19 protein-coding genes are annotated in these 22,698 nt (G+C 62.6%); 5 read left to right on the top strand and 14 right to left on the bottom strand.

Features of this window, described 5'->3' with window-relative positions; genetic code table 11:
• The first annotated feature begins 607 nt into the window (after nucleotides 1-607).
• The 5 genes from JFN91_RS14510 to JFN91_RS14490 all read left to right on the top strand — a co-directional run bounded on the left by JFN91_RS14510 (nucleotide 608) and on the right by JFN91_RS14490 (nucleotide 7,571).
• A complete protein-coding gene (locus tag JFN91_RS14510) occupies nucleotides 608-2,725 on the top strand; it encodes a lytic transglycosylase domain-containing protein (RefSeq protein WP_199389898.1) in 2,118 nt (705 codons plus the stop codon).
• A 229-nt stretch (nucleotides 2,726-2,954) separates the two neighbouring features.
• A complete protein-coding gene (locus JFN91_RS14505) occupies nucleotides 2,955-3,389 on the top strand; it encodes a MarR family winged helix-turn-helix transcriptional regulator (protein ID WP_236015155.1) in 435 nt (144 codons plus the stop codon).
• 13 nt (nucleotides 3,390-3,402) lie between these two features.
• Nucleotides 3,403-4,668, top strand: coding sequence for a TolC family protein (locus JFN91_RS14500; protein ID WP_199389897.1), 1,266 nt, complete (start codon nucleotides 3,403-3,405; stop codon nucleotides 4,666-4,668).
• A 69-nt stretch (nucleotides 4,669-4,737) separates the two neighbouring features.
• Complete coding sequence (locus JFN91_RS14495; RefSeq protein ID WP_199389896.1) at nucleotides 4,738-5,814, top strand: HlyD family secretion protein; 1,077 nt, start codon at nucleotides 4,738-4,740, stop codon at nucleotides 5,812-5,814.
• A 197-nt stretch (nucleotides 5,815-6,011) separates the two neighbouring features.
• Entirely contained in the window at nucleotides 6,012-7,571 is a 1,560-nt protein-coding gene (locus JFN91_RS14490; RefSeq protein WP_199389895.1) for a DHA2 family efflux MFS transporter permease subunit, read from the top strand.
• A gap of 433 nt (nucleotides 7,572-8,004) precedes the next feature.
• On the opposite strand, the gene JFN91_RS14485 is transcribed toward JFN91_RS14490, so the two are convergent.
• The 14 genes from JFN91_RS14485 to JFN91_RS14420 all read right to left on the bottom strand — a co-directional run bounded on the left by JFN91_RS14485 (nucleotide 8,005) and on the right by JFN91_RS14420 (nucleotide 22,497).
• A complete protein-coding gene (locus JFN91_RS14485; RefSeq protein WP_199389894.1) occupies nucleotides 8,005-8,274 on the bottom strand; it encodes a hypothetical protein in 270 nt (89 codons plus the stop codon).
• Nucleotides 8,275-8,358: 84 nt separating this feature from the next.
• Nucleotides 8,359-8,640 (bottom strand): peptidylprolyl isomerase, encoded by a 282-nt coding sequence (locus tag JFN91_RS14480; protein ID WP_199389893.1) that lies wholly within the window; start codon nucleotides 8,638-8,640, stop codon nucleotides 8,359-8,361.
• 138 nt (nucleotides 8,641-8,778) lie between these two features.
• Complete coding sequence (locus JFN91_RS14475; protein WP_183347430.1) at nucleotides 8,779-9,498, bottom strand: pyridoxine 5'-phosphate synthase; 720 nt, start codon at nucleotides 9,496-9,498, stop codon at nucleotides 8,779-8,781.
• Nucleotides 9,491-10,855, bottom strand: coding sequence for a phosphoglucosamine mutase (gene glmM / locus JFN91_RS14470; RefSeq protein WP_199389892.1), 1,365 nt, complete (start codon nucleotides 10,853-10,855; stop codon nucleotides 9,491-9,493). Before glmM ends, JFN91_RS14475 begins: the two co-directional genes overlap by 8 nt.
• An 84-nt stretch (nucleotides 10,856-10,939) precedes the next feature.
• Nucleotides 10,940-11,329 carry a YbbR-like domain-containing protein gene (locus JFN91_RS14465; protein WP_199389891.1) on the bottom strand — a complete coding sequence of 130 codons (390 nt, stop codon included), beginning with the start codon at nucleotides 11,327-11,329 and terminating at the stop codon, nucleotides 10,940-10,942.
• Nucleotides 11,326-12,084 carry a diadenylate cyclase CdaA gene (gene cdaA, locus JFN91_RS14460; protein WP_183347435.1) on the bottom strand — a complete coding sequence of 253 codons (759 nt, stop codon included), beginning with the start codon at nucleotides 12,082-12,084 and terminating at the stop codon, nucleotides 11,326-11,328. Before cdaA ends, JFN91_RS14465 begins: the two co-directional genes overlap by 4 nt.
• Before the next feature lie 45 nt (nucleotides 12,085-12,129).
• The gene (gene folP / locus JFN91_RS14455) at nucleotides 12,130-12,966 is read right to left on the bottom strand and encodes a dihydropteroate synthase (RefSeq protein WP_199389890.1); all 837 of its coding nucleotides are present in this window, start codon (nucleotides 12,964-12,966) and stop codon (nucleotides 12,130-12,132) included.
• Nucleotides 12,966-14,804, bottom strand: a complete 1,839-nt coding sequence (gene ftsH, locus JFN91_RS14450) for an ATP-dependent zinc metalloprotease FtsH (RefSeq protein WP_199389889.1) — start codon at nucleotides 14,802-14,804, stop codon at nucleotides 12,966-12,968. Before ftsH ends, folP begins: the two co-directional genes overlap by 1 nt.
• A gap of 179 nt (nucleotides 14,805-14,983) precedes the next feature.
• Nucleotides 14,984-16,300 carry a tRNA lysidine(34) synthetase TilS gene (gene tilS / locus JFN91_RS14445; RefSeq protein WP_328747142.1) on the bottom strand — a complete coding sequence of 439 codons (1,317 nt, stop codon included), beginning with the start codon at nucleotides 16,298-16,300 and terminating at the stop codon, nucleotides 14,984-14,986.
• A 209-nt stretch (nucleotides 16,301-16,509) separates the two neighbouring features.
• Nucleotides 16,510-17,022, bottom strand: coding sequence for a hypothetical protein (locus tag JFN91_RS14440; RefSeq protein ID WP_199389887.1), 513 nt, complete (start codon nucleotides 17,020-17,022; stop codon nucleotides 16,510-16,512).
• 221 nt (nucleotides 17,023-17,243) lie between these two features.
• Entirely contained in the window at nucleotides 17,244-18,095 is an 852-nt protein-coding gene (gene opp4C, locus JFN91_RS14435; RefSeq protein ID WP_199389886.1) for an oligopeptide ABC transporter permease, read from the bottom strand.
• Nucleotides 18,096-18,171: 76 nt separating this feature from the next.
• Entirely contained in the window at nucleotides 18,172-19,152 is a 981-nt protein-coding gene (locus JFN91_RS14430; RefSeq protein WP_199389885.1) for an ABC transporter permease, read from the bottom strand.
• 43 nt (nucleotides 19,153-19,195) lie between these two features.
• Nucleotides 19,196-20,776: a peptide-binding protein gene (locus JFN91_RS14425; RefSeq protein ID WP_199389884.1), complete on the bottom strand. Its 1,581-nt coding sequence runs from the start codon at nucleotides 20,774-20,776 to the stop codon at nucleotides 19,196-19,198.
• Complete coding sequence (locus JFN91_RS14420; RefSeq protein WP_199389883.1) at nucleotides 20,773-22,497, bottom strand: tetratricopeptide repeat protein; 1,725 nt, start codon at nucleotides 22,495-22,497, stop codon at nucleotides 20,773-20,775. The genes JFN91_RS14425 and JFN91_RS14420 overlap by 4 nt, the downstream gene beginning before the upstream one ends.
• Nucleotides 22,498-22,698 lie beyond the last annotated feature (201 nt).

Genomic DNA, 22,698 nt, shown 5'->3' with positions numbered 1-22,698 from the left:
GCAGGCAGCATTCTCCCCCTCCCCTCGCGGGAGGGGGTTAGGGGGTGGGGGGAGGTGCCACATTGGCGCTAATTCCTGGTTCCCAAGCTCCAGCTTTTCCTGGTTCCCAAGCTCCAGCTATTCCCTGGTTCCCAAGCTCCAGCTATTCCCTGGTTCCCAAGCTCCAGCTATTCCCTGGTTCCCAAGCTCCAGCTTGGGAACCCCCTTTTGCGCAAAGCTCCAGCTTTGCATCCGAGGGAAGTTGGAGCTTCGGGAGAGGCTTTGCGTTCCCAAGGTGGACCTTGGGAACGAGATCAAGCTCCAGCTTTGCATCCGAGGGGACTCCTGCGCGTTGGTGGTCCGCGAGTCCCCTCTCCCTCTGGGAGAGGGTGCCCGAAGGGCGGGTGAGGGCTCAGCCGGCTGCGGTCATTTTGCCCTTGGCAACGCCCTCACCCCTGCCCCTCTCCCGGAGGGTGAGGGGGGTGGACGGTGCTCCCCCCCCGGAGGGCGAGGGGATGTGGATGGATGTGGGGTCAGAACACACAGAATGTCGGCAGCTTTTGCATTGCCTTTTCCGCCACGGTTCGGTACAAATACGGGTTAGCTTTTGTAACGACAGGGAGTAGCCATGTTTTGCCGTACCATTGCAGCAGCCGCGATCGTGTTGTACACCACCCTTCCCGCCTCAGCCGTCAACCTCAACAAAGCCGACACGTCGCTCAGTGCAGCAGCCCAGCGCATGCAGGTCAAGGACTTCCGCGGCGCCCGCGAGGCAGCAGCGACCATCAACGACCCCGCCCTGCGCGCGTTCGTGGCGGGCATCGCCGCCGCCAAGATGGAACAATGGGAAGAAGCCGCCGCGCAGCTCCCAACGGCCGCCGAGGGGTATCCGCTCCTCGCCGACTACGCCCTGTACTACCAGGGGCTCGCCCTCTCCAAACTGCAGCGCAACGACCAGGCCCTGGCTCCCCTGTATAAACTGCTCAAGGACCACGCCGACAGCCGCCTGGCACGCCAGGCCCTGATCCTCTACGCCGACACCCTCGCCGCGGCAGGCTACCCCAAAGAGGCGCAGCAAAGCTACGCCACCTTCGTGGAACGCTACCCCTCCGGCAACGACTCCATCTCCGCCATCTTCGGTTCCGCGCTGTGCAAGATCAAACTGGGCGATGCCGCCGCGGCCGCCGCGGTCCTGCGCAACATCTACCTGGTCTACCCGGCCTCCCCCTTTGGTGACAAGGCTGCGCAAGAGCTGCAGGGGCTTGCCGCCCAAGGGATCAAGGTCGATCCCTACAGCAGCGCCGAACTGTACAAGCGCGCCGGCACCCTGTCCGACCTCGGTCGCCACCTGAAAGCCGCGGAGGCCTATGCGGAGATCCCGCTCGCCGGCGAAAGCGACGAGTTCGCCCGCAAGGTGAAGTTCAAGAAGGGGCAGTCCCTCTACAGGTCCAAGCGCTACCAGCAGGCGCAAAGCACCTTCAGCTCGCTGCCGGGCAACACCGAGGCCGATCTCTGGCTGGCGCGCACGCTGGATAAAGCCGGCAAGGGGGACGACGCATTCCAGCTCTTCCTGAAACTCGGCCAGGACCCGAAGGGTGGCGCGGTGGCCCAGGAGGCGATGCTGGAGGCGGCCTACCTGAAACGGTTCCAAAGACAATGGAGCCAGGCGGTGCCGCTGTTCAAGAAGTACCTGACCATGGCCCCCAGCCAGAAAAACGGCAACGTGCTGTGGGAGACCGCCTGGTGCAGCTACCAGGCCCATGATTACCAGGAGGCGGCCGCACAGTTCAGAAAGCTCGCCGAGCGCGAGGACCTCCGTGACAAGGCGCTCTACTGGCTGGCCAGGACCCTTACCCTCACCGGTGACGACAAGGGCGCCCAGTCCGTCTTGGCCACCCTGGCCACCGAATTTCCGCTCGGGTACTACGCCCTGATCAGCAACCAGTTCCAGGGCGGAGAGGCGCTGCCGCAGCCCCCTAAAAACCTGGCCGAGGTGCTCCCCATGCCTTCCGGGTTCGAGCGCGAGAAGGCGCTGATCACCCTCGGGCTCTTCGAGGAGGCGGCACGGGAACTCTCTCTTTCCAAGAAGGGGAAAAACCCGGCCGGGATCGCCAGGCTCTACCTGGAAATGGGTAACTACAACGGCGCCTACCACACCATGGCCAATGAGAAGCCCAGGCGCGGCGACAAGGACAACGCCACCGTCCTCGGCGTGACCTTCCCGCTGGCGTTCCGGGACGATGTCGCCAAAAACGCCGCGGCTCACGCCGTCCCCGAGAGCCTGGTGTACGCGGTGATGCGCACCGAGAGCAACTATTTCCCCGGGGCCCTCTCACCGGTAGGCGCGGTCGGCCTGATGCAGATCATGCCCGCCACCGCCGAGGCGATGTCCAAGGGCGATTCCAAAAGACTCACCAGCCCGGACCTGAACATCAAGCTGGGCACCCGGCACCTGAAGGACCTGCTGGAACTGTACGACCGTAACCTCACCCTCACCGTCGCCGCCTACAACGCCGGTTCCGGCAACGTGAAGCGCTGGCAGAAGGCCTACGGCGACCTGCCCCAGGACGAGTTCGTGGAAAGCATCCCGTTCAGGGAGACACGCGAGTACGTGAAGAAAGTGGTGAGCAGCATGCAGATGTACCAGAGGCTGTACCGCCTTCCCCCTTTCAAGCAGCCGGAACAGCCGAAGGGGACGCCCAAGGAAAACCAGGGTGGCGGACAGCAGAAGGTTGCGCTCCGCTAGTACACCTAAGACCACACCTGTAACTAGACGGCGCCGGACGCTTGCAGCGTTGCGGCGTCTTTATTGTCTGGCTCCCTTGCCCGCCACAGTATTCCTACCTTCAGTAAAAACGGGGGATTCCCGTTATTGACAGCATACTGATTATATGCATAATGATCAGCCTCCCACAGATCCGATTTACCTCCTGGGTCGAATGTTTGAACCGCCAACCGCAGCGACCGAGGGCTTTATGGACGAAATGAACACTACGCCTCTCGATATCGAGAAAACGGTAGGCTTCCTGCTGGCCAAGGCCTACCAACGGGCGTGCCTGATCTTCAAGGAACAGTTCGAAGGACATGATTTAACTCCCCAACAGTTCGGCCTACTCGGGTTTCTCTGGCGCGAAGACGGTCTCAGCCAGTCGCTGCTGTCAGCCAACAGCCAGATTGACCGCACCACCATGGGCGGGCTCATCGACCGGCTCCAAAAAGAGGGTTTGGTGGTCCGCAAAGCAGACCCTGAGGACCGCCGCGCCTACCGCATCTGCCTCACCGAAAAGGGCAAGGCACTGCAGCCGGTCCTGACTCCCATTGCCCTGCGCGCCCAGGAGATGTTCATCGCCAAGCTCGAGCCGCAGGAAGTGGAAACGTTGAAATCCCTGCTCGAGAAGATCCGCACCTGATTCCGGAGCATTCATGCATTCAGTATTATTTCTGCTCACCCTGCTCTTATGTGTGCTCACCGGCACCGCCCATGCCGAGTCCCTTACCTTGAGGGAGGCCTTGGACCGCGCCGCGGCCACCAGCCAGGGTCTCAAATCGGCCTCGCGCGAGGTGGAGATCGCCCGTGAGCAGGTCAACGTCGCCCGCTCCACCAAACTTCCCCGCATCGACCTGCAGGGGGGGTACGTCGCCCAAGCCAAGGCCCAGGCCTTCAAGTTCGGCAACCAGTCGCAGGAAACCCAGGACCCGCGCTACCCCTTCTTCAACTTCAGCGTCTACCAGACCCTGTACGACTTCGGCCGCACCCGGGACAACGAGGGGATGGCGAGGCTGCGCGGCGAGGCGGCCCAGTATTCCTATTCCGGCAGTCAGCAGGACCTCTTTCTGCAGGTCGTGCAGGCGTACTACGGCATCCTGACCGCCCAGAAACTGGTACAGGCCGCAGCGGAAGAGGTGGTGCAGATGGAATCGCACCGCAAAACGGCCCAGGCCATGTTCGACGAAGGGGTGGTCACCAGGAACGATCTCTTGCAGGCGGAGGTGCGGGTCGCCTCGAGCCGGCAGAACGTTTTGAGTGCCGAAAACGAGGTGGCCAACGGCTGGCTGCTCCTGAACTACCTGACCGGTGCCGCCCCGGATTTCCGGGCCGAGTTAAAGGACGAGTCGCAGCGCCCGCAACTGCCGGGTGATAGCGGCGCTCCCGACCTCTCCCGGCGCGGTGAAGTCTCCGCTCTCAAGGCCCTGGTCGGTGCCGACGACTACGCCGTCAATGAGGCGAAGACCAGCCACTACCCCGAGTTCTTCGCCAAGTTCGGCGTCGATTACCTCTCCAACAGCAAGGTGCGCGAGCAGGCCATCACCGCGCTGACCGTGGGCTTCAAGGTGAACCTGTTCGACGGTCCCGCTTCCGCGGCCCGGGTAAGGCAGGCGGTCCAGGCCCGTTCCCGGGACGAGGAAAGGCTGAGGGATCTCGAGGAGCGGACCCGGCTGGAATACAGCATGGCCATGAACGACCTGAAGGTCGCCGACGCCCGCATCCGCGTGGCAGAAAAGGCCATCACCCAAGGTGTCGAGAACCTGCGCATCACCAAGGACCGCTACCAGGAGCACGTCGGCACCGCAACCGAGGTCGTGGACGCCCAGACACTCTTGACCAAGACCAGGACCGACTACTATCGCAGCATGTTCGACCTCCAGGTCGCCGCGGCGAGGGTCAAGAGGGCAACGGGCGAACTGTAACGCCCCGGCACCACCATTTACGGGACAGCGCCCGGTCGACCGGCCGCACCCGATACCGGAGATACACACATGGCAGAAGAAACCACTGAACCGACCGCGGCACCCGCAAAGGGCGGCCTTACCAAGAAACAGCGCGGCGCCATCGTCCTTTTGATCATCATCCTGGTCGGCACCCTGTTCGGCCTGCGCCAGTGGGTGCGCAGCAAGACCCACATAGAGACCGACAACGCCTTCGTCGAGGCGCATGTCCACTCGGTGGCGAGCCGCATCCCCGCCCTCGTGCAGCGGGTCGCCGTGGTCGACAACCAGTTCGTGCACAAGGGGGACGTGCTGGTCGAACTGGACCCGGCCGACTACCAGGCGCGGCTGAAGAGCGCTGCCGCTTCCCTGGAAATGGCCAAGAACGAAACCTCCGGCGACTACGCCGAAGTCGAGAGCGCGCGCGCCAACGTAGGCCTTGCCGCCGCGCGCCTGGAACAGGCCAGCCTCGACCTGAAGCGCGCCGAGGCGCTCTACGCCAAGGAAGTGATCCCGAGGGAGCAGTTGGACCGCGCCCGGACCGCGCACAAGGTGGCGCAGGCCCAGGTGCGCGAGGCGCAGGAAGCCGAAAACCGCGCCAAGGCCATGATCGGGATGTCCGGCAGCGGATCCAAGGATGCCAGGGTCGCCCAGAAACAGGGAGACCTGGAGGCCGCCAAGCTGAACCTCTCCTACACCCGCATCGTCGCTCCCAGCGACGGCTTCGTGACCAGGAAAGGGGTCGAGGTGGGCAACTACGTGCAGCCCGGACAGGCGCTCATGGCCATCGTCCCGCTCGAGGACGCCTGGATCACCGCCAATTACAAGGAAAGCCAGCTGACCAACGTGCGCCCGGGGCAGGAGGTTGATTTCACCGTGGACGGCTATCCCGGCCGCCACTTCACCGGGAAGGTCGAGAGCATCATGGCCGGCACCGGCGCCGCCTTCTCGCTGCTCCCCCCTGAAAACGCCACCGGCAACTACGTCAAGGTGACCCAGAGGATCCCGGTGCGCATCGCCATCGACAAGAGGAGCGATCCCGACCACCTGCTGCGCGTCGGTATGAGCGTGGTGCCCACCATCCTCACCGGCCAGACCTTCGGGCAGGTCCTGGGGTTCGGGCACTAGCAGCGATTCTCAGCGCTCCTCCCCCCGGAGGGGGGAGGTTGGGAGGGGGGCTTAGCCAAGGTGGCTCGAAGATAGCCCCCTCCCTGTCCCTCCCCCTCCAGGGGAGGGAACTCGCTGTTCGACACTCTGGGTATGAGACCTGTTCCGGCCATCGCCGCAGCGACGCTGATGGGCCGGCCACATCCTCTGGCGGTTTGATGAAAAAGAGCGCTGAAGAAAAAAACGTCAACAAGTGGCTGATCACCATCACGGTGATGCTGCCCGCCATCATGGAGATCGTCGACACCTCCGTCGCCAACGTGGCGCTCCCGCACATGCAGGGTAGCCTCAACGCCGGCACCGACGAGATCACCTGGGTGCTCACCTCCTACCTGGTGAGTAACGCCGTGGTGCTCCCCATGACCGGGTGGCTGGCGCGCATGTTCGGCCGCAAGCGCTTCCTCATTACCTGCATCACCCTCTTCACCCTCGCCTCCCTCATGTGCGGCGCCGCCCCCTCGCTGGGGCTGCTCATCTTCTTCAGGGTGCTGCAGGGGGCAGCCGGCGGCGCACTCATCCCCATGAGCCAGGCCATCATGATGGAGACCTTCCCTCCCTACCAACAGGGGATGGCGATGGCGATCTTCGGCGTCGGTGCCATGTTCGGCCCCATCATCGGCCCGGCGCTGGGCGGATGGATCACCGACAACATGAGCTGGCGCTGGATCTTCTACATCAACATCCCCATCGGCATCATCGCCGTGGTCATGGCCACCTTCTTCATCTACGACCCGAGCTACCTGAAACGGGCCAAGGCGAGCATCGACTACTGGGGCCTGGCCCTTCTGACCGTGGGACTGGCCGCGCTGCAGATCGTGCTCGACAAGGGGCAGCAGGATGACTGGTTCAACTCCGGTTTCATCGTCGCCTGTTCCATTCTTACCGCCGTCTCGCTGGCGGCGCTGGTCTACGTCGAGCTGACCCATCCGCACCCGATCGTGAACCTGCGCCTGTTCAAGAACGTCTCCTTCTCCGCGGGCAACCTCGTCATGTTCGCCGTCGGCTTCTGCCTGTACAGTTCCATCATGCTGATCCCCCTCTTCCTGCAGACGCTCATGGGGTACAACGCCACCATGGCCGGCATGGTGCTCGCCCCCGGCGGGGTCGCCACCCTGGTCTGCATGCCCTTCGTAGGCGCCATCATCCAGCGCTACGACGGCAGGAAGGTGGTCTTCGTCGGGCTGCTCATTGCCGCCTGGTCGATGCACATCATGCAGGGTTTCACCCTGGAGGCCGCCTACCGCGATTTCGTCTGGCCCCGCGTGGTCCTCGGTATCGGCCTCGCCATGATCTTCGTGCCGCTCACCACGGTCACCCTGGCCACCATCTCCAAGGAAGAGATGGGCAACGCCACCGGGATCTTCAGCCTGTTGAGGAACATCGGCGGCAGTGTCGGCATCGCCATCTCGGCCACCCTTCTGGCGCGCTACTCCCAGTTCTACCAGACCACCCTGGTCGCCCACGTGAACCCGTACAACCCGATGGCGCAGTCCCAGGTCGCCATGCTGAAGGGGGCCATGCTGAACCGGGGATTGGGTCCCGCCGCAGCCGAGCAGGGCGCCTTCGCCATCATCTACGGCAAGGTCGTCCGGCAGGCCTACATGCTCTCCTACAACCGGATTTTCTTCATCGTCGGCATCGCCTTCCTGATCATCATCCCGCTCCTTTTGTTGCTGAAAAAGCCGCAGAAACACCTCCCCCCCGGCGCCGCACACTAGCGGCTGAAAAACCACCCAATCCAGCAAACTCTCAAGATCAATGGCTGCCTTTGCCCCCTACGCTCCCCCCTTTGGCGTACATCCCGATTAGCATGATCTTCCGCCGAATGCTTCTACATCCCCTCTCCCTCCGGGAGAGGGCTAGGGTGAGGGCGTTGCTCAAAGCAGATTATCCGAGCCGGCAGAGCCCTCACCCGCCCGTTCCTGGTTCCCAAGCTCCAGCTTGGGAACCCCATATGGCGCAAAGCTCCAGCTTTGCATCCGAGGGAAGTTGAAACTTCGGCGAGGCTTTGCGTTCCCAAGGTGGACCTTGGGAACGAGATCAATCCTCTGCGTCTTAGCGCCTTGGCGCCTTTGCGTTAGGGCTTTGGGCATTAAAAAAGGCGGGGGATCACTCCCCCGCCTTTACTATTCCCGTCCGGTCTTCCGGCCGCTATTTCTTCTTTTCCGTCTCTTCCGCCATCCGTTTCTCGTGGGCCTCGCGGACCTGTTCCATCTCCTTCCAGTGCGCGTCCCAGTCCTTCTTCCTGATGAAGTACAGACCGACGCTGCCCAGCACGATGCAGACACCGAAGAAGAACTGCATGACCTTGAAGCCCTCTGCCACGCCGTAGATCATGCACCCAACGCCGACCAGCCCGAGCAGGACAGGCGCGCTGAAGATGAGGCTGACCAGGGATTGCTTCTCGTTGTTATCCGCCATCAAATTCCTCCGTGTTAACAACCGGATCGCCCCCACGCACGTCCCCGCCCCCGGAGGGGGAGGGTCAGGGAGGGGGAAGCTTTTTTACGCCGTGCGGCTGGTAATCAGGATCAGGTGGTACCCGAACTGGGTCTTCACCGGGCCCAGGACCTTGCCCACTTCGCCGCTGAAGACGACCTCGTCGAATTCGCGGACCATCTGGCCCGGGCCGAACTCGCCCAGGCGCCCACCCTGGTTGCCGGACGGGCAGAGGGAATTGGCGCGCGCCACCTCGCTGAAGTCGGCACCTGCCTCGATCTGGTTCTTCAGTGCGACGCACTCTGCCTCGGTTGCCACCAATATATGACTTGCTGCAGCTCTTGCCATTGTTATCTCCTTTGTTTGAGGGGACTGGCTCCGCAGGTGCCTGTCCCCCTTGTTTTTCATCTGTTTGGGGACTGGCTCCGCAGGTGCCTGTCCCCTTTCCTCGCTGTCACTTACAAAAGCAGCCTGTCCCCTTTTAGACTAGGCGTAGCGCACGAGCTCCGACATGTCGCGCACGGCGCGGTCCAGGCCGACCAGGATAGCCCGGGACATGATGGAGTGACCGATGTTGAACTCCTCGATGCCGCCGATGGCCGCCACCTTCTTCACGTTGGTGTAGTTGAGGCCGTGCCCGGCGTTGACGCCAAGCTCGAGCTTCCTCGCCAGTTTCACCGCGTTCTCGATCTTGATCAGCTCCAGGTTCTCTTCCTTCCAGGTCGGGGCGTCGGCGAAAGAACCGGTGTGGATCTCGATGTAATCGGTGCCGATCTTGTTGGCCACCTTGATCTGATCCGGGTCCGGATCGATGAAGAGGCTCACGATGATGCCGCCGGCCTGCAGTTTCTCGATGGCGACCTTCAGCGCTTCCTGGTGGATCCTGACGTCGAGCCCCCCTTCGGTGGTGAGCTCCGCCCGCTTCTCGGGAACCAGGGTGCAGCATTCCGGCTTCACCTTCAGCGCGATGGCAACCATCTCGTCGGTCGCCGCCATCTCCAGGTTGAGCCTGGTCTTCACGGTCTCGCGCAGGATCTTGAGGTCGCGATCCTTGATATGCCTTCTGTCCTCACGCAGGTGGATGGTGATCTGGTCGGCGCCGGCCAATTCGGCAATGGCGGCAGCCGCCACCGGATCGGGCTCGGCACCGCCGCGCGCGTTGCGCAGGGTCGCCACATGGTCGATGTTCACTCCCAGTCTAGCCACGGTTCTCACCTCCCAGGGCGGCGGACGCGGTCTGCGCGATCTCGTCGGCCCAATTGCGGATGGTCGCTTCGTCGTTGCCTTCCAGCATGATGCGCAGCAGCGGCTCAGTGCCGGACCAGCGGATCAGCACCCTCCCCTCCCCTTTGAGCTTCTCCTCGACGTCGTTGATCACCTTGGCGATCTCGGGGACCTGCATCACGTCGGTCTTCTGCGGCAGGCGTACGTTGACCAGTACCTGCGGCAGGGAGTGCATCACCAGCGCCAGTTCGGAAAGGCGCTTCTGGCGACGCTGCATGATGGCGAGCACCTGCAGCGCGGAGAGGATGCCGTCACCGGTGGTGTTGTGGTCCAGGAAGATCATGTGGCCGGACTGCTCGCCGCCGAGGTTGTAGCCTCCCTTCAGCATCTCCTCGACCACGTAGCGGTCGCCCACGGCAGTCTTGATCACCTCGCCGCCGGCGCGCTTCATGGCGATGTCCAGGCCCATGTTGCTCATAACGGTGGCCACCAGGGTGTTGTGCTTCAGGGTCCCCATTTTCAGCATGTCCGTGGCGCAGATGGCCATGATCTTGTCGCCGTCCACCACGTTGCCGTACTCGTCCACGAAGATGACCCGGTCGGCATCACCGTCGAGGGCGATGCCCAGGTCGGCTCCGTGCTGTTTTACGGCCTCGCTCATCACCTCGGGATGCAGCGAGCCGCAATCCGCGTTGATGTTGGTGCCGGTGGGTTTCACGCCGATGGTGATTACCTCGGCCCCCAGTTCCTCGAAGACGGCCGGGGCCACCTTGTAGGCGGCGCCGTTGGCGCAGTCGAGCACGATCTTCAACCCGGAAAGATCGAGATCCTTGGGGAAGGTGCTCTTCAAGAAGACCACGAAACGTCCCTGGGCATCGTCGATGCGGTAGGCCTTGCCCACCTCCTTCGCGGTCGGGCGCAGGGAGTCGATGCGCTTGGAGAAGATCAGTTCCTCGATCATCAGCTCGGTCTCGTCCGGCAGCTTGAAGCCGTCGCGCGAGAAGAACTTGATGCCGTTGTCCTCGAAGGCGTTGTGGGAGGCGGAAATGACCACCCCGGCGTCGGCGCGCATCGAGGAGGTGATGTTGGCGATGCCCGGAGTCGGCAGCGGGCCGACCAGCAGCACGTCCACCCCCATGGAGCAGATACCGGCCATGAGGGCGCTCTCCAGCATGTAGCCGGAAAGACGGGTGTCCTTGCCGATCACGATGCGGTGGCGCTTCTTGCCGTTTTTGAATATGTAGGCGGCGGCGCGGCCGATCTGCATGGCCATCTCCGCCGTCATCGGGTAGACGTTGGCCACTCCGCGGACACCGTCGGTACCGAACAGTTTCTTCATCACTTCACCTCTAATTGATTTATTTACCGTTACTCAACATCCCCTCTCCCGAAGGGCGAGGGAGGGCTGACAAGAAGCAGGTACTTAGTTTCCTTTTTGCGCCAGCACGAAGCTCGCCGTAGCCGGCGCCACGTGCATCACCTTGATCTCCGGGTCCAGGTCAAACTCCGCCTCTTTCATCGACACCTGCTGCAGCCCCGGTTGCGCACCCGCCAAATCTATGTCGCACCTGGTCTGGCGGAAGGGGAGCAGGAACAGCACGATGCGCGGGCCCGCGACAACCACCTCGACCTCGGCTGGCGCAACGCCGTCCAGCTTCAGCCCAGCCGGCATCCGGTGCAAGTTGACCGGCAAGACGAGCAGCATCTCCCCCGGCCGCTCCAGGATCACGCTGAGCCAGATCAGCACCGCCAGGAGCACCGAGAGGAGCTTCACCCCCTTCAGCCAGTCATGTCCCTTGACGTGCATGGTCATTTAAGCCACCTCGGCTCCACCAGCCTTCTCAGCGTCTTGCCCAGCGAGGGCATGTCGACCACGTCGGTCTTCTTGCCCCCCACGATGACCGAGGCGGTGCCGGTCTCCTCGGAAACGACCACGACCACGGCATCGACCAGTTCGGTGAGCCCGATCGCCGCGCGATGCCGGGTGCCCAGGCTCTTGCTCACCTCCAGGTTCTGGGTGAGCGGCAGGAAACAGCCCGCCTTGGTCAGCTTGCCGTGCTGGATGATCACCGCACCGTCGTGGATGGGCGAGTACGGCAGAAAGATCGATGAGATCAGCTCGCTGGTCACCTTGGCGTCGATGTCGGTCCCGACGGCGAGGTAGCTGTCCACCGAGATGGCCCGCTCGATGACGATCAGGGCGCCGATTTTCTTCTGTGCCAGCCCCGCGACCGCGAACACCAGTTCGTCGATGACGTCCGACATCTCGACGTCCTTCTCGGTGCGGCTCCGGGCCAGCGTCGCGAACGCCCTGCGGATGTCGGTCTGGAAGATGACCGCGAGCCCGACCACGGAGGACCCCAGGATGAGGTCGACGATGATCCGGACGGTCTGCAGGGAGAAAAAGCGCGCCAGGAGGTGCAGGGCCACCAGGCCCGAGAGGATGGCGAGGATGCGTAGCGCGAGCACACCCTTGAGCAGTCGCGCCAGCCTGGAGACGATCAGTATCGCGAGCGACAGGTCCAGGAGGTCCCGCAGTATGCCTATGTTTTGCAGGAAAGAGTTCATCCGCACCGGTCGGGAAGCTCTAGCTTCCGGTTTTGGTCCCGCGGCCTACATGAGCGCCCGCGTCATCAAGGCGACGTCCCTCATGGCTGCCACGTCATGCACACGAATTATGGTGGCCCCGTGCACGATCGACATTGCGACCGCGGCAGCGGTGCCGAACACCCTTTCTCCCCCGTCCCGGCCGGTCACGGCGCCGACGAAGGACTTGCGGGAAGGTCCCACCAGGATGGGCCGTCCCAACGGCAGGAATTCCTCCAGCCGCTTGATCAGTTCCAGGTTGCCCTGGACGCTCTTGCCGAAGCCGAGCCCCGGGTCGATCGCTATGCGCTCTTCGGGGAGCCCCGCCTTCCTGGCCAGCGCAATGGAGCCGGCCAGATACTCCTTCACGTCCGCGATCAGGTCGTCGTAGCCGGTGTCTTTCTGCATGGTGTCGGGCATGCCCCGGGTATGCATCACCACCACGCCGGCATCGGCCTCGGCCACCACCTTAGCCATCTCCGGATCGAACATCAGTCCGGTAACGTCGTTGACGATCTCGGCACCGGCGGCACATGCGGCGCGCGCCACCCCGGCCTTGTAGGTATCGATGGAGATGGGAACGGTGATGCGTCCCTTGAGGGCCTCTATAACGGGAAGCACCCGGTCCAGTTCCTCCTGCAGGCTGACCGCGGGAGCATTGGGCCGGGTGCTTTCACCCCCGATATCTATGATGTCGGCACCTTCCCGCTCCAGCTCACGGGCCCGCTCCACGGCGGCCTCCAGCGAGAAGAAGCGCCCCCCGTCCGAGAAGGAGTCCGGAGTCACGTTCAGGATGCCCATGATCTGCGGACGCTCCAGGGACAGGGTGCGTCGGGAAAGTTCCCAAGTCTTCGCCTTCATCATCACTCGGCGACGACGGGTTCGGCAGAGACCTCTTTGCCTTCGATGATGCGATCGACCTCCTCGCCGGTCAGGTTTTCCTTCTCGATGAGCGCCAGGGAAATGCGGTGCAGGGAGTCGAGGTTCGCCTTCAGGAGGTCCTGCACGCGGGCGTAGTTCTGCTCGACGATGAGCCTGATCTCGTGGTCGATCTCGATGGCGGTGGCCTCCGAGTAGTTCTTCTGGTGCGCCATATCGCGGCCGAGGAAGATCTGCTCGTCCTTCTTCCCGAAGGAAACCGGACCCAGCTTCTCGCTCATGCCCCACTCGCAGACCATCTTGCGGGCGATGTCAGTGGCGCGCTCGATGTCGTTGCCGGCGCCGGTGGTCATCGAGTTGAAGATGATCTCCTCGGCGACGCGGCCGCCCAAGAGTACGGCGATGCGGTCCAGCAGGGACTCGCGGGAGTAGCTGTGCTTGTCCTCGATGGGGAGCTGCATGGTGACGCCGAGAGCGCGACCGCGCGGGATGATGGAGACCTTGTGCACCGGGTCGGCGCCCGGGATCAGTTTCGCGATCAGGGTATGTCCCGCCTCGTGGTACGCGGTATTCTTCTTCTCTTCGTCGGAGATGACCATGGAGCGGCGCTCGACACCCATGAGGACCTTGTCCTTGGCGTCGTCGAAGTCGATCATCTCGACCATGCTCTTCTCCTTGCGGGCGGCGAGCAGCGCTGCCTCGTTGACCACGTTGGAGAGGTCGGCGCCGGAGAAGCCCGGTGTGCCGCGGGCCACGACGCCCAGGTCGACGTCCGGTGCGAGCGGGGTTTTCTTGGTGTGCACCTTGAGGATCATCTCGCGACCCTTCACGTCCGGGCGCGGCACCACGACCTGGCGGTCGAAGCGGCCCGGGCGGAGCAGCGCCGGGTCGAGGACGTCGGGGCGGTTGGTCGCCGCGATCAGGATGACCCCTTCGTTGGACTCGAAGCCGTCCATCTCGACCAGGAGCTGGTTCAGGGTCTGCTCGCGCTCGTCGTGACCGCCGCCCAGACCTGCGCCGCGGTGGCGGCCGACGGCGTCGATCTCGTCGATGAAGATGATGCACGGGGCGCTCTTCTTGCCCTGCACGAACAGGTCGCGGACGCGGGAGGCGCCCACGCCGACGAACATCTCGACGAAGTCGGAACCGGAGATGGAGAAGAAGGGAACCCCGGCCTCGCCTGCGATGGCGCGGGCCAAGAGGGTCTTACCGGTGCCCGGAGGGCCCATGAGCAGGACCCCTTTCGGGATGCGGCCGCCCAGCTTGGTGAACTTCTTGGGATCCTTCAGGAAGGAGATGATCTCCTCCAGTTCGTCCTTGGCCTCCTCGATGCCGGCCACGTCCTCGAAGGTGATGCGACCCTGCGCCTCGGTGAGGAGTTTCGCGCGGCTCTTGCCGAAGGCCATCGCCTTGCCGCCGCCCCCCTGCATCTGGCGCATGAAGAAGATCCAGACGGCGACCAGGAAGATGATCGGGAACCAGGAGACCAGCAGCGAGAACCAGGAGAAGTGCTCCTCCTCCGGGCGGGCCGACACGGCAATCTTCTTCTCGATCAGCTTGTCGGTCAGGTTGGCGTCGGCCGGCTTGAAGGTCCTGAACTCCTTGCCGTCGGCGAACTTGCCGAGGATCTCGTCGCCCTGGATGACCACCGAGGCCACCGGGCGGTTCACGTTCTTCACCTTGCCGGTTTCCACCGCCTCGATGAAGTCGCTGTAGTCCAGTTTTTCCTGGGTCGGCTTGGGCTTGTTGAACAGGTTGAACAACAGGATCATCATCAAGCTGATAACAAGCCAGAGCGCCAAGTTCTTATAGAATTGATTCAAGTTTCCTCCCGATCAATCGGTATGCTGCAAACACTCAATCTGCAATGGTTTTGTCATGACACAGAAAGCGTGCTGCTTGGTTGAACGGTCGCCTGTGTCGGCTTCCTTATGAGAATGAAGAAAAAAGCGTTCAAATGAGTAAAAAGGATTACCATAAAGGGTGCAGGTTGACAAGAGCTTTAAGGTGTAATATCAAGAATTTCCACTCGTAAAACCGCGCCAGTCGCGGGAGTTACCCGTCCCTTCTCTCCCACTCTCACCCCACCCACCCAGACGATCTCCCCATCGCTGAAAACGAGCGGCACGCGGCTACGCTCATGAAGTGGCAATTTCTCGTTGATGAACAGCTCCTTCACCTTCTGTGATCCTGTCATCCCCAGTGGGGTGAAACGGTCGCCTGGGGTGAAGGGGCGGACCAGCCAGGGGAACGGCGCTGCCTCCGCCGACAGATACACGATCCTTTTCGACCCGGTGGCAAGGTCATCGGGACGCTCCACCCGGCGCACCGTGAGCGTCATGCCGTTGTCGAGTTTGTAGCTCCCCTCTTCCGATACCACCAGCTCCCAGCGTTTAGCGGCCTGCGGCGCGGCGCAGGTGAAGCTGAGCCGGCCATAGCAGCGCTCGACCCGGAGTGCGCCCGGCAGCTTCAAGCTCGCGTTGGGCCGACTGGAACTCGCCAGGCGGTCAATCGCCTCCAGGTGAGTAAGCGCGATGCGCATCAGGTCGCCGCGCAGTTCGTGCAGCCCGTGACGGTACAGGCGCAGGCGCAGGCCCCGGTGCTCCTTTAGGAGAGCTTCTATATCGAAGACAACCGTCTCGTCCTCGTGCGAAGCCAGCCGTTCAAAGGCGCTGCAGGTCAGATGTTCCAGTAGCTCTTCATCGGCGGCGAGGATCTCGGCCGTGGCGGCGAGGCGCTCGCTTATCCTGGGGTTGTACTTCCTGAGGGTGGGAATCAGTTCGTGCCGGATGCTGTTGCGCAGGATGGTAGTGTCGGAGTTTGTCGAATCCGTGCGCCAGGTTAGACCGCGACCGTTCAAGTAAAGCTCCAGCTCAGCGCGACTCACCTGCAGCAGCGGCCGTTTGACCAAACCGTCTCCGCCGGCCGTCATGGCGCTCAGCCCGGTGCCGCCTGCCCCGCGCAGCAGTCGGATCAGGACCGTTTCCGCCTGGTCGTCGAGATGGTGCGCCACCGCGATGCTTTTTGCACCGCGGCGTCTGGCGATCTCATGGAAGAAGGCATAGCGTGCCTGCCGTCCCGCGTCCTCCATGGAGAGGCCTTCCGCTGCAGCGAAGGAAGCGACATCGACGCGGATGGCGACAAAGGGAAGGTGGTGGCGGGTGGCGAGGGCCGAGACGAATTTTTCGTCGTCGTCGGATTCGGTACCGCGCAGGCAATGGTTCAGGTGGGCGACCACGAGGTTCAGGCGTTCGTCCTCGAGCCGGGTCAGGATATCCAGTAGAGCCACCGAGTCGGCGCCCCCCGAGACCGCGACCACCACGGTCTCCCCCGGAGCAAAGAGGTGTTGGTTGCGGACGATGGCGACGAGGTCTTTCAAAGGTGCGTGCTCCTGGAGTCAACAAAGTAAGCGGAAGGAGGTGCAGAGGTGCAGCGGCTGTAGCAAGCGACGCAGAGTGCGGAGAGTTGAGCGCCCCACCGGGTCCACCGGGTCCACCGGGTCCACCGGGTCCACCGGGTCCACAGTTTCTAGTCCTTCAGCGTGCACTCCCTTTCCCAAGTGTTGTACCCGTCCCCCACGATATCCCAGAAGGACTCGATGCGCCCGGCGTAGTAATCCAGTTCCGAGCACTCCGCCTCGATGGCCTGGAGGAACTTGAGCGAGATGAGCTGGTGCCCGTAGAGGAATCGGTAGAACTCGCGGATCCCGGCCAGGTATCCCTCGATCTCGGTCGCCAGCGGCTCCATGGTATTGACGATGTACCAGTTGCCGGCGAACTGGCGCACGATACCCGCGCGCTCGTCGAAGATACTGCGCCCCTTTATGGAAACCACGAAATCGCGGGTGAAGTAATCCGCCGCGCCCGCGAGCGCCGTCGCCTGTTCCGGCGGCATGCCGGTCAGTTGTATCTCCTCGTAGAAGCGGTGCAGCAGGTCGCTCACCAGCTTATCCACCCGCACCTCGTCCTCGAGGGTCGTCGGCACGTAATCCCTTTTATCAACCTTCAACACGTCGAATGCCTCTTCGCAAAGTTCAGCCATGTGCTCCTCTTATCTTAAAAGATGTTCAACGTTCAATGTTCAACGTTCAGCGGGTGCATTCGTATTTCTAACCTCAAGGTGACAGCGCCCACGTACGCACTCAACCCAGCTTGATCCCACCTCCCAAGCCACCTGCACTGAAGAAGCCGTCAAGACTCCCTCACCACGTCAAGTGCAAATTCGGGAACGTCGAACGTTGAACATTGAACGGTTTCTGCCTCTCACTGCCGTCTCGGATCCAGCGCGTCCCGGATCCCCTCCCCTACCAGGTTGTAGGAGAGCACCGTCACCAGGATGGCCACGCCCGGGAACAGCGACAGCCACCAGGCGAACTCGATATAGTCCTTGCCGGAGGTCAGGATATTGCCCCAACTCGGCGTCGGCGGCTGCACCCCGATCCCCAGGAAGGAAAGTGCGGACTCGGTCAGGATGGCGCCCGCGACCCCCAGGGTCGCGGAAACCAGCACCGGCGACAGGGCGTTGGGGAGGATGTGCCGGAAGATGATGCGCAGGTCCGACGCCCCCAAAACCCGCGCCGCCAGGATGAAGTCGCGGCTCTTCAGCGAGAGCACCTCGGCGCGCACCAGTCGTGCCACCCCCATCCACCCGGTGAGGCCGATGATCACCATGATGTACCAGATGGAAGGCTCCAGCATGGCGATCACCGCGAGGATCAAAAAGAAAGTCGGGAAGCAGAGCATGATGTCCACCAGCCGCATCAGCACCGAATCCACCCAGCCGCCGTAAAAGCCTGCGAAGAGCCCGATTACCGTCCCGATGACCACCGCGATGCCGACGGCAACGAATCCTACCTTCAGCGAGACGCGGGCGCCGTACACGACGCGGGTGAAGACATCGCGCCCCAATTCGTCGGTCCCGAACCAGTGGCTGGCGGAAGGCGGCAGCAGTACGTGCCATGCGTCGATGGTGTCGGGGCTGTACGGCGTCACCAGGGCGGCTGCCAGGGACAGCAGGAACAGGACCACGATCACCACCAGTCCCGCCGTAGCGAAGCGGTTGGTCGTAAAGCGCTCCCAGAATTCCCTAACCGGGCTGCTCACGTTGTCACGCATACAGCCCCCGTACCGCCTGGCTTCGGGCAGTCTCAATCTTAATCTTTGTCTTAATCTTGGTCTTAATCTGCCTCACCTATCCCCTCCCGTGCCTGATGCGGGGATCCGCCACGGCGTAGCAGAGGTCTGCCAACAGGTTGCCGATCAGTGTCAGGCAGGCGCCGATCACCAGGATGCCCATCACCAGCGGGTAGTCGCGCGCCATGACGCCCTGGTAGAAGAGCTGTCCCATCCCGGGAATGGAGAAGATGGTCTCGAAGATGACACTGCCGCCGATCAGGGCGGGGAGCGAGAAGCCCAGCAGTGTGATCACGGGAAGGAGCGCGTTCTTCAGGGCGTGGCGGTAGATGATGACACGCTCGCGCACACCTTTGGCCCGGGCGGTGGTGATGTAGTCCTGCGAGAGCACCTCGATCATGGTCGAACGCATGTAGCGGGACAGCCCCGCCAGAGAGCCGAAGGTGGCGATGGAGATGGGGAGCACCAGGTGCCGTGCCAGATCGGCAGTGCGCCAAAAGAAGGACCACTGGTCGCTTCCCAGCGAGTGGATCCCGGAGATCGGGAGCCAGGCAAGTTTCACCCCGAACAGGTACATGCACAAAAGTGCGAGCCAGAAGGTGGGCACGGCAAACCCGACGAAGACGAAGACCGAGATGGCTCGATCCAGCAGCGTGTCCCGGTGCACGGCCGCCATGATACCGATGGGGAGCGCCAGGCCGAACTCGAGGATCAGGGCGATCACGTTGAGCGAGATGGTGATCGGGATCCTTTCCTTGATCTTGTCCAGGACCGGCCGGTTGTCAGGCGCGAAGGAGCGGCCGAAGTCCAGCCGCGAGAGGTTGGAGAGCCACATGCCGTACTGCACGTGCAGCGGCTTGTCCAGCCCGTAGAACTCACGCAGCCGCGCCCGCGTCGCGGCCGAGGCCTTGGGGCTCATGGCAGTCGCCATCTCCACCGGTTCCCCCGGCGCGAGATGGATCACCGTGAAGGTGATCAGCGTGATCCCCAAAAGGAGCGGGACCAGCATGAGTATCCGTTTGATCAGGTAGTTGGCCATAGATCTCTAAAGTAGTGGCTGCAACAGGCTTGCACCCTCGCCCCTAATCCACATACCACTTGATGAAGTTGTGCATGATCCCGGCAGGTGCCGGTTCGATCCCCTTGATCCTTGAGGTCACCACCGGCAGCGCATCGGGCACGTACAGGAAGGTGTAGGGCTGGTCCTTAGCCAGGATCTCCTGGATCTGGTAGTAGCAGTCGCGCCGCTTGGCCATATCGAAGGTGCCGCGCCCTTCCACGATGAGACGGTCCAGTTCCGGGTTCAGGTAATGGATGAAGTTCAACTCCTTGGGCCCGGTCTTGGACGAGTGCCAGACGTCGTACAGGTCGGGGTCCTGGGAGATGGTCCACCCCATGAGCACCACCTCGAACTTCCCCTTGTCGATGAAGTTGGTGAGGAAGGATGCCCACTCCATCACCCGGATCTTCACGTCGATGCCGACCTTTTTCAGACGCATCTGGATGATCTGCGCGCATTTCAGGCGCTGATCGTTGCCCTGGTTGGTCATGATGGTGAAGCTGAGCGGCTTGCCGTCCTTCTCCAGGATCCCGCCCGCCCCCATCCGGTAACCCGCCTCCTGCAGAAGCGCCTTGGCGTTGACAGGATCGTAGGCCGGGTCGTTGTCCACCTTGGGCTTGTAGGCCCAGGTGCCGGGCTTGTAGGGGCCGTGCGCGATCTGTCCCATGCCGAGCAGCACGCCCTGGATGATCTCTTCCTTGTTGATGGCGCAGGTGATGGCCCGGCGCACCCTGACGTCCTGGAACATGGGCAGGCGCAGGTTGTAGCCCAGGTAGGTATAGGCCGAGGCCGGATAGCGGTACTTGTTGAAGCGCGCCAGGAATTCCTTGCCGGTGGTCTGGCGCTGGTACTGCACCGGGGACAGGCCCATCATGTCCACCCCGCCCGCCTTGAGCTCCATGTACATGGTCGAGTTGTCGGGGATGATGCGGTAGACGTAACGGGAGAGGTGCGGTGCCCCCTCCCAGTACTTCGGGTTTGCCTCCAGGATTACCCTCTGCCCCGGGATCCACTCCTTGAAGATGTACGGGCCGGTGCCGACCGGGTTGCGCGAGAGCGGACTCTTGGTGATGTCCTTCCCCTCCAAAAGGTGCGCCGGCAGGATCGGCATGCCCCACGAGGCGAGCGCCGGGGCGAAGGGTTTGGCATAGGTGACCCGGAAGGTGTAGCTGTCCGGCGCCTGGGCGCTCTGCACCTGCTTGAAATCCTCGGCATATGCGGTCGGGGTCTTGGGATCGACGGTGACGCGGTAGGTGTACAGCACGTCGCGCGAGGTGAAGTCGTGGCCGTCGTGCCACTTCACCCCGCGCCGCAGGTGGAAGGTGATCTGCAGCCCGTCGGGAGAAACCTCCCACGACTGGGCCAGGTCCCCTTCCAGCTTCAGGTTCTTGTCGTAACGCACCAGCCCGTTGTACACCAGTCCCGAGATGTCGCTGGAGGAACTGTCGGAAGCGAGGATCGGGATCAGGTTGGAAGGCTCGCCGATGCTCCCGGTGACGAACTGCGCGCCCCCCTGTGCCTGTGCCTTATTCCAGGGCGCATCCTGCCCGCAGGCGGTTAAGAAAAGGAAGAGCAGGAGGCAGACAGTGCGTGCCAGGCTCATTTTTCACCGGCTTCCTGGCGGCAGTGCTTGATCTTCTCGGCGAGTTCGGCGCTCTGCTCGGGCTCCATCTCCATCTTCTGCAGCTTCTTGTAGAGCGGCAGCGCCTTCTTGAAGATGCGGGCGGCGCAGTAGACGTCGGCCAGGTGCAAAAGCACGGTGGCATCGCCGCCGGAAAGCTCGGCAGCCCGCTCCAGATTGACCATGGCGTCGTTGTAGCGCTTGAGTTTGAAGTAGGTCCACCCCAGGCTGTCCAGGATGAAGCCGTCGTCCGGCCTCAGGCTCACCGCCTTTTTCAGGTAGGTCAGCGCCTCCTCCAGGTTCTCCCCCATCTCGGCGTAGGTGTAGCCTAGGTAGTTGAGCGCCTGCGGATCGTCCGGAGTCGCCTCCAGCACCTTCTTCATCATGTTGACCGACAGTTCCTTCTGCCCCATCTTGTCGTAGAGGATGCCCAACCGGAACAGTACGCGCGCATCGGACTGCAGCTTCGGGTCCATCGATTTCAGCGTGTCGATGCCGCGCTGGTACTGCTCCATCGACTCGTAGAAGCCGGCCAGGTGCAGGTAGGGCTCGATGCGGTTAGGCTGCTCGCTGATCTCCTGCAAGAGCAGGGTGACTCCCTTCTCCGGCTGCCCTTTCTCCTTGTACAGGTAGGCCAGGTGCCCCAAGGCGTCGAAGTAGTAGGGAGAGTCCCGGGAGATCAGCTTGAACTGTTCGATCGCCTGGTCCACATCCTCCTTCTCCTCGAAGGCCGAGGCGAGGTAGAAGCGGACCTGCTGCGCGGCGGGCTCCACCGCGAGGATGTCCTGGAAGGTCTTGATGGCCTCGTCGTAGCGCTCGAGTTCCAGCAGCAGCAAGCCGATCTTGCGCGAGGTCTCCAGCGACTTGCCCCCCTTTTGTTGCAGCAGGGCGAGGGCTTCGTCCAGGCGTTTCTGCTGGATGTAGAGTTGCGCCAGGTGCTGGATGACGTTGGCGTTGTTGGGATTGATCTCCAACAGGTCCTTGTAGCTGTCGATGGCGTCCGGGATCAGCCCCTGGGTCTCCTGGGAGATCCCCATCTCGATCAGGGCCTGTTCGAAATCGGGTTTGAGCTCGACGGCCTTCTTGTAGTAGCCGAGCGCCTCCTTGGGGAGCCGCATCTGCTCGTAGGTCTTGGCGAGGTAGTAGTACCCAAGCGCCGAGTCCGGCGACGCCTTCACCAGCGCCTTCAGGGTGTCCACCGCCTGCTCGTACTCGAAGCTCTTCAGGTAGTAGATGGCGATGTGCAGGTAGACCTCTTCCTTGGTGGGGTCAAGTTCGATCACCTTCTTGTAGTGCGGGATCGCTTCCTTCTCGCGCTGCAGGCTCATCAGGATGTTGCCGCACAGCTGCTCCGCCTGCAAAGAAGAGGGATCGATGGCGATGGCGGCCTGGCACTCGGTGAGGGCATCCTCGGGGCGGTTCTGCTGCAGGTAGATCTGCGCAGCGGCGTTGTGCAGGTAAGCGGATTTGGGATCGGCGGCGATCGCCTCGCGCAGCAGGAGCAGCGCCCCCTCCTGGTCTCCTTCGGAGGCACGCAGTCGCGCCTGGGCGAACAGGGAGAGGTTCCTCCCTTCTCCCGGGGGAGGGGTCGGCGCGATTACCGCGCCCAACTCGTTAAGCGGTGACGAGACCGAAGCTTGCTCGGTGGCGCAGGCGTTGATCAGCAGGGGCAGGAAAAGGAGCGCTAGACACTTCTTGGTCATGGGTTACCTGTGGCTTCGGTAGATTTCGGGCCAAATCTAAAAAACGCGGCACCCCGGTGGGATACAGTATCCGGGGTGGCGCGGTTAACTACATGAAAGCTAGCATAAATAGGTAGCAGCGTCAAACAACATTTAGATGCATTTTAGGCTGTTGCACCTCAAATGGGGTATGGTACTATTCTCAAGTGAAATCATTGGTTT

It is taken from the genome of Geomonas anaerohicana, assembly GCF_016458305.1.
GTDB classification, from domain to species: domain Bacteria; phylum Desulfobacterota; class Desulfuromonadia; order Geobacterales; family Geobacteraceae; genus Geomonas; species Geomonas anaerohicana.
This window is presented reverse-complemented; position numbering and strand designations above follow the sequence as displayed.

Bases quoted from the DNA above. Each gene is read 5' to 3' on its own strand.
- folP (WP_199389890.1), bottom strand. From the start codon at position 12,966: ATGATGAAGGCGAAGACTTGGGAACTTTCCCGACGCACCCTGTCCCTG.
- JFN91_RS14500 (WP_199389897.1), top strand. From the start codon at position 3,403: ATGCATTCAGTATTATTTCTGCTCACCCTGCTCTTATGTGTGCTCACC.
- JFN91_RS14490 (WP_199389895.1), top strand. From the start codon at position 6,012: ATGAAAAAGAGCGCTGAAGAAAAAAACGTCAACAAGTGGCTGATCACC.
- JFN91_RS14420 (WP_199389883.1), bottom strand. From the start codon at position 22,497: ATGACCAAGAAGTGTCTAGCGCTCCTTTTCCTGCCCCTGCTGATCAAC.
- JFN91_RS14430 (WP_199389885.1), bottom strand. From the start codon at position 19,152: ATGGCCAACTACCTGATCAAACGGATACTCATGCTGGTCCCGCTCCTT.
- JFN91_RS14480 (WP_199389893.1), bottom strand. From the start codon at position 8,640: ATGGCAAGAGCTGCAGCAAGTCATATATTGGTGGCAACCGAGGCAGAG.
- JFN91_RS14485 (WP_199389894.1), bottom strand. From the start codon at position 8,274: ATGGCGGATAACAACGAGAAGCAATCCCTGGTCAGCCTCATCTTCAGC.
- JFN91_RS14465 (WP_199389891.1), bottom strand. From the start codon at position 11,329: ATGACCATGCACGTCAAGGGACATGACTGGCTGAAGGGGGTGAAGCTC.
- cdaA (WP_183347435.1), bottom strand. From the start codon at position 12,084: ATGAACTCTTTCCTGCAAAACATAGGCATACTGCGGGACCTCCTGGAC.
- JFN91_RS14440 (WP_199389887.1), bottom strand. From the start codon at position 17,022: ATGGCTGAACTTTGCGAAGAGGCATTCGACGTGTTGAAGGTTGATAAA.
- JFN91_RS14505 (WP_236015155.1), top strand. From the start codon at position 2,955: ATGGACGAAATGAACACTACGCCTCTCGATATCGAGAAAACGGTAGGC.
- glmM (WP_199389892.1), bottom strand. From the start codon at position 10,855: ATGAAGAAACTGTTCGGTACCGACGGTGTCCGCGGAGTGGCCAACGTC.
- JFN91_RS14425 (WP_199389884.1), bottom strand. From the start codon at position 20,776: ATGAGCCTGGCACGCACTGTCTGCCTCCTGCTCTTCCTTTTCTTAACC.
- opp4C (WP_199389886.1), bottom strand. From the start codon at position 18,095: ATGCGTGACAACGTGAGCAGCCCGGTTAGGGAATTCTGGGAGCGCTTT.
- JFN91_RS14495 (WP_199389896.1), top strand. From the start codon at position 4,738: ATGGCAGAAGAAACCACTGAACCGACCGCGGCACCCGCAAAGGGCGGC.
- JFN91_RS14510 (WP_199389898.1), top strand. From the start codon at position 608: ATGTTTTGCCGTACCATTGCAGCAGCCGCGATCGTGTTGTACACCACC.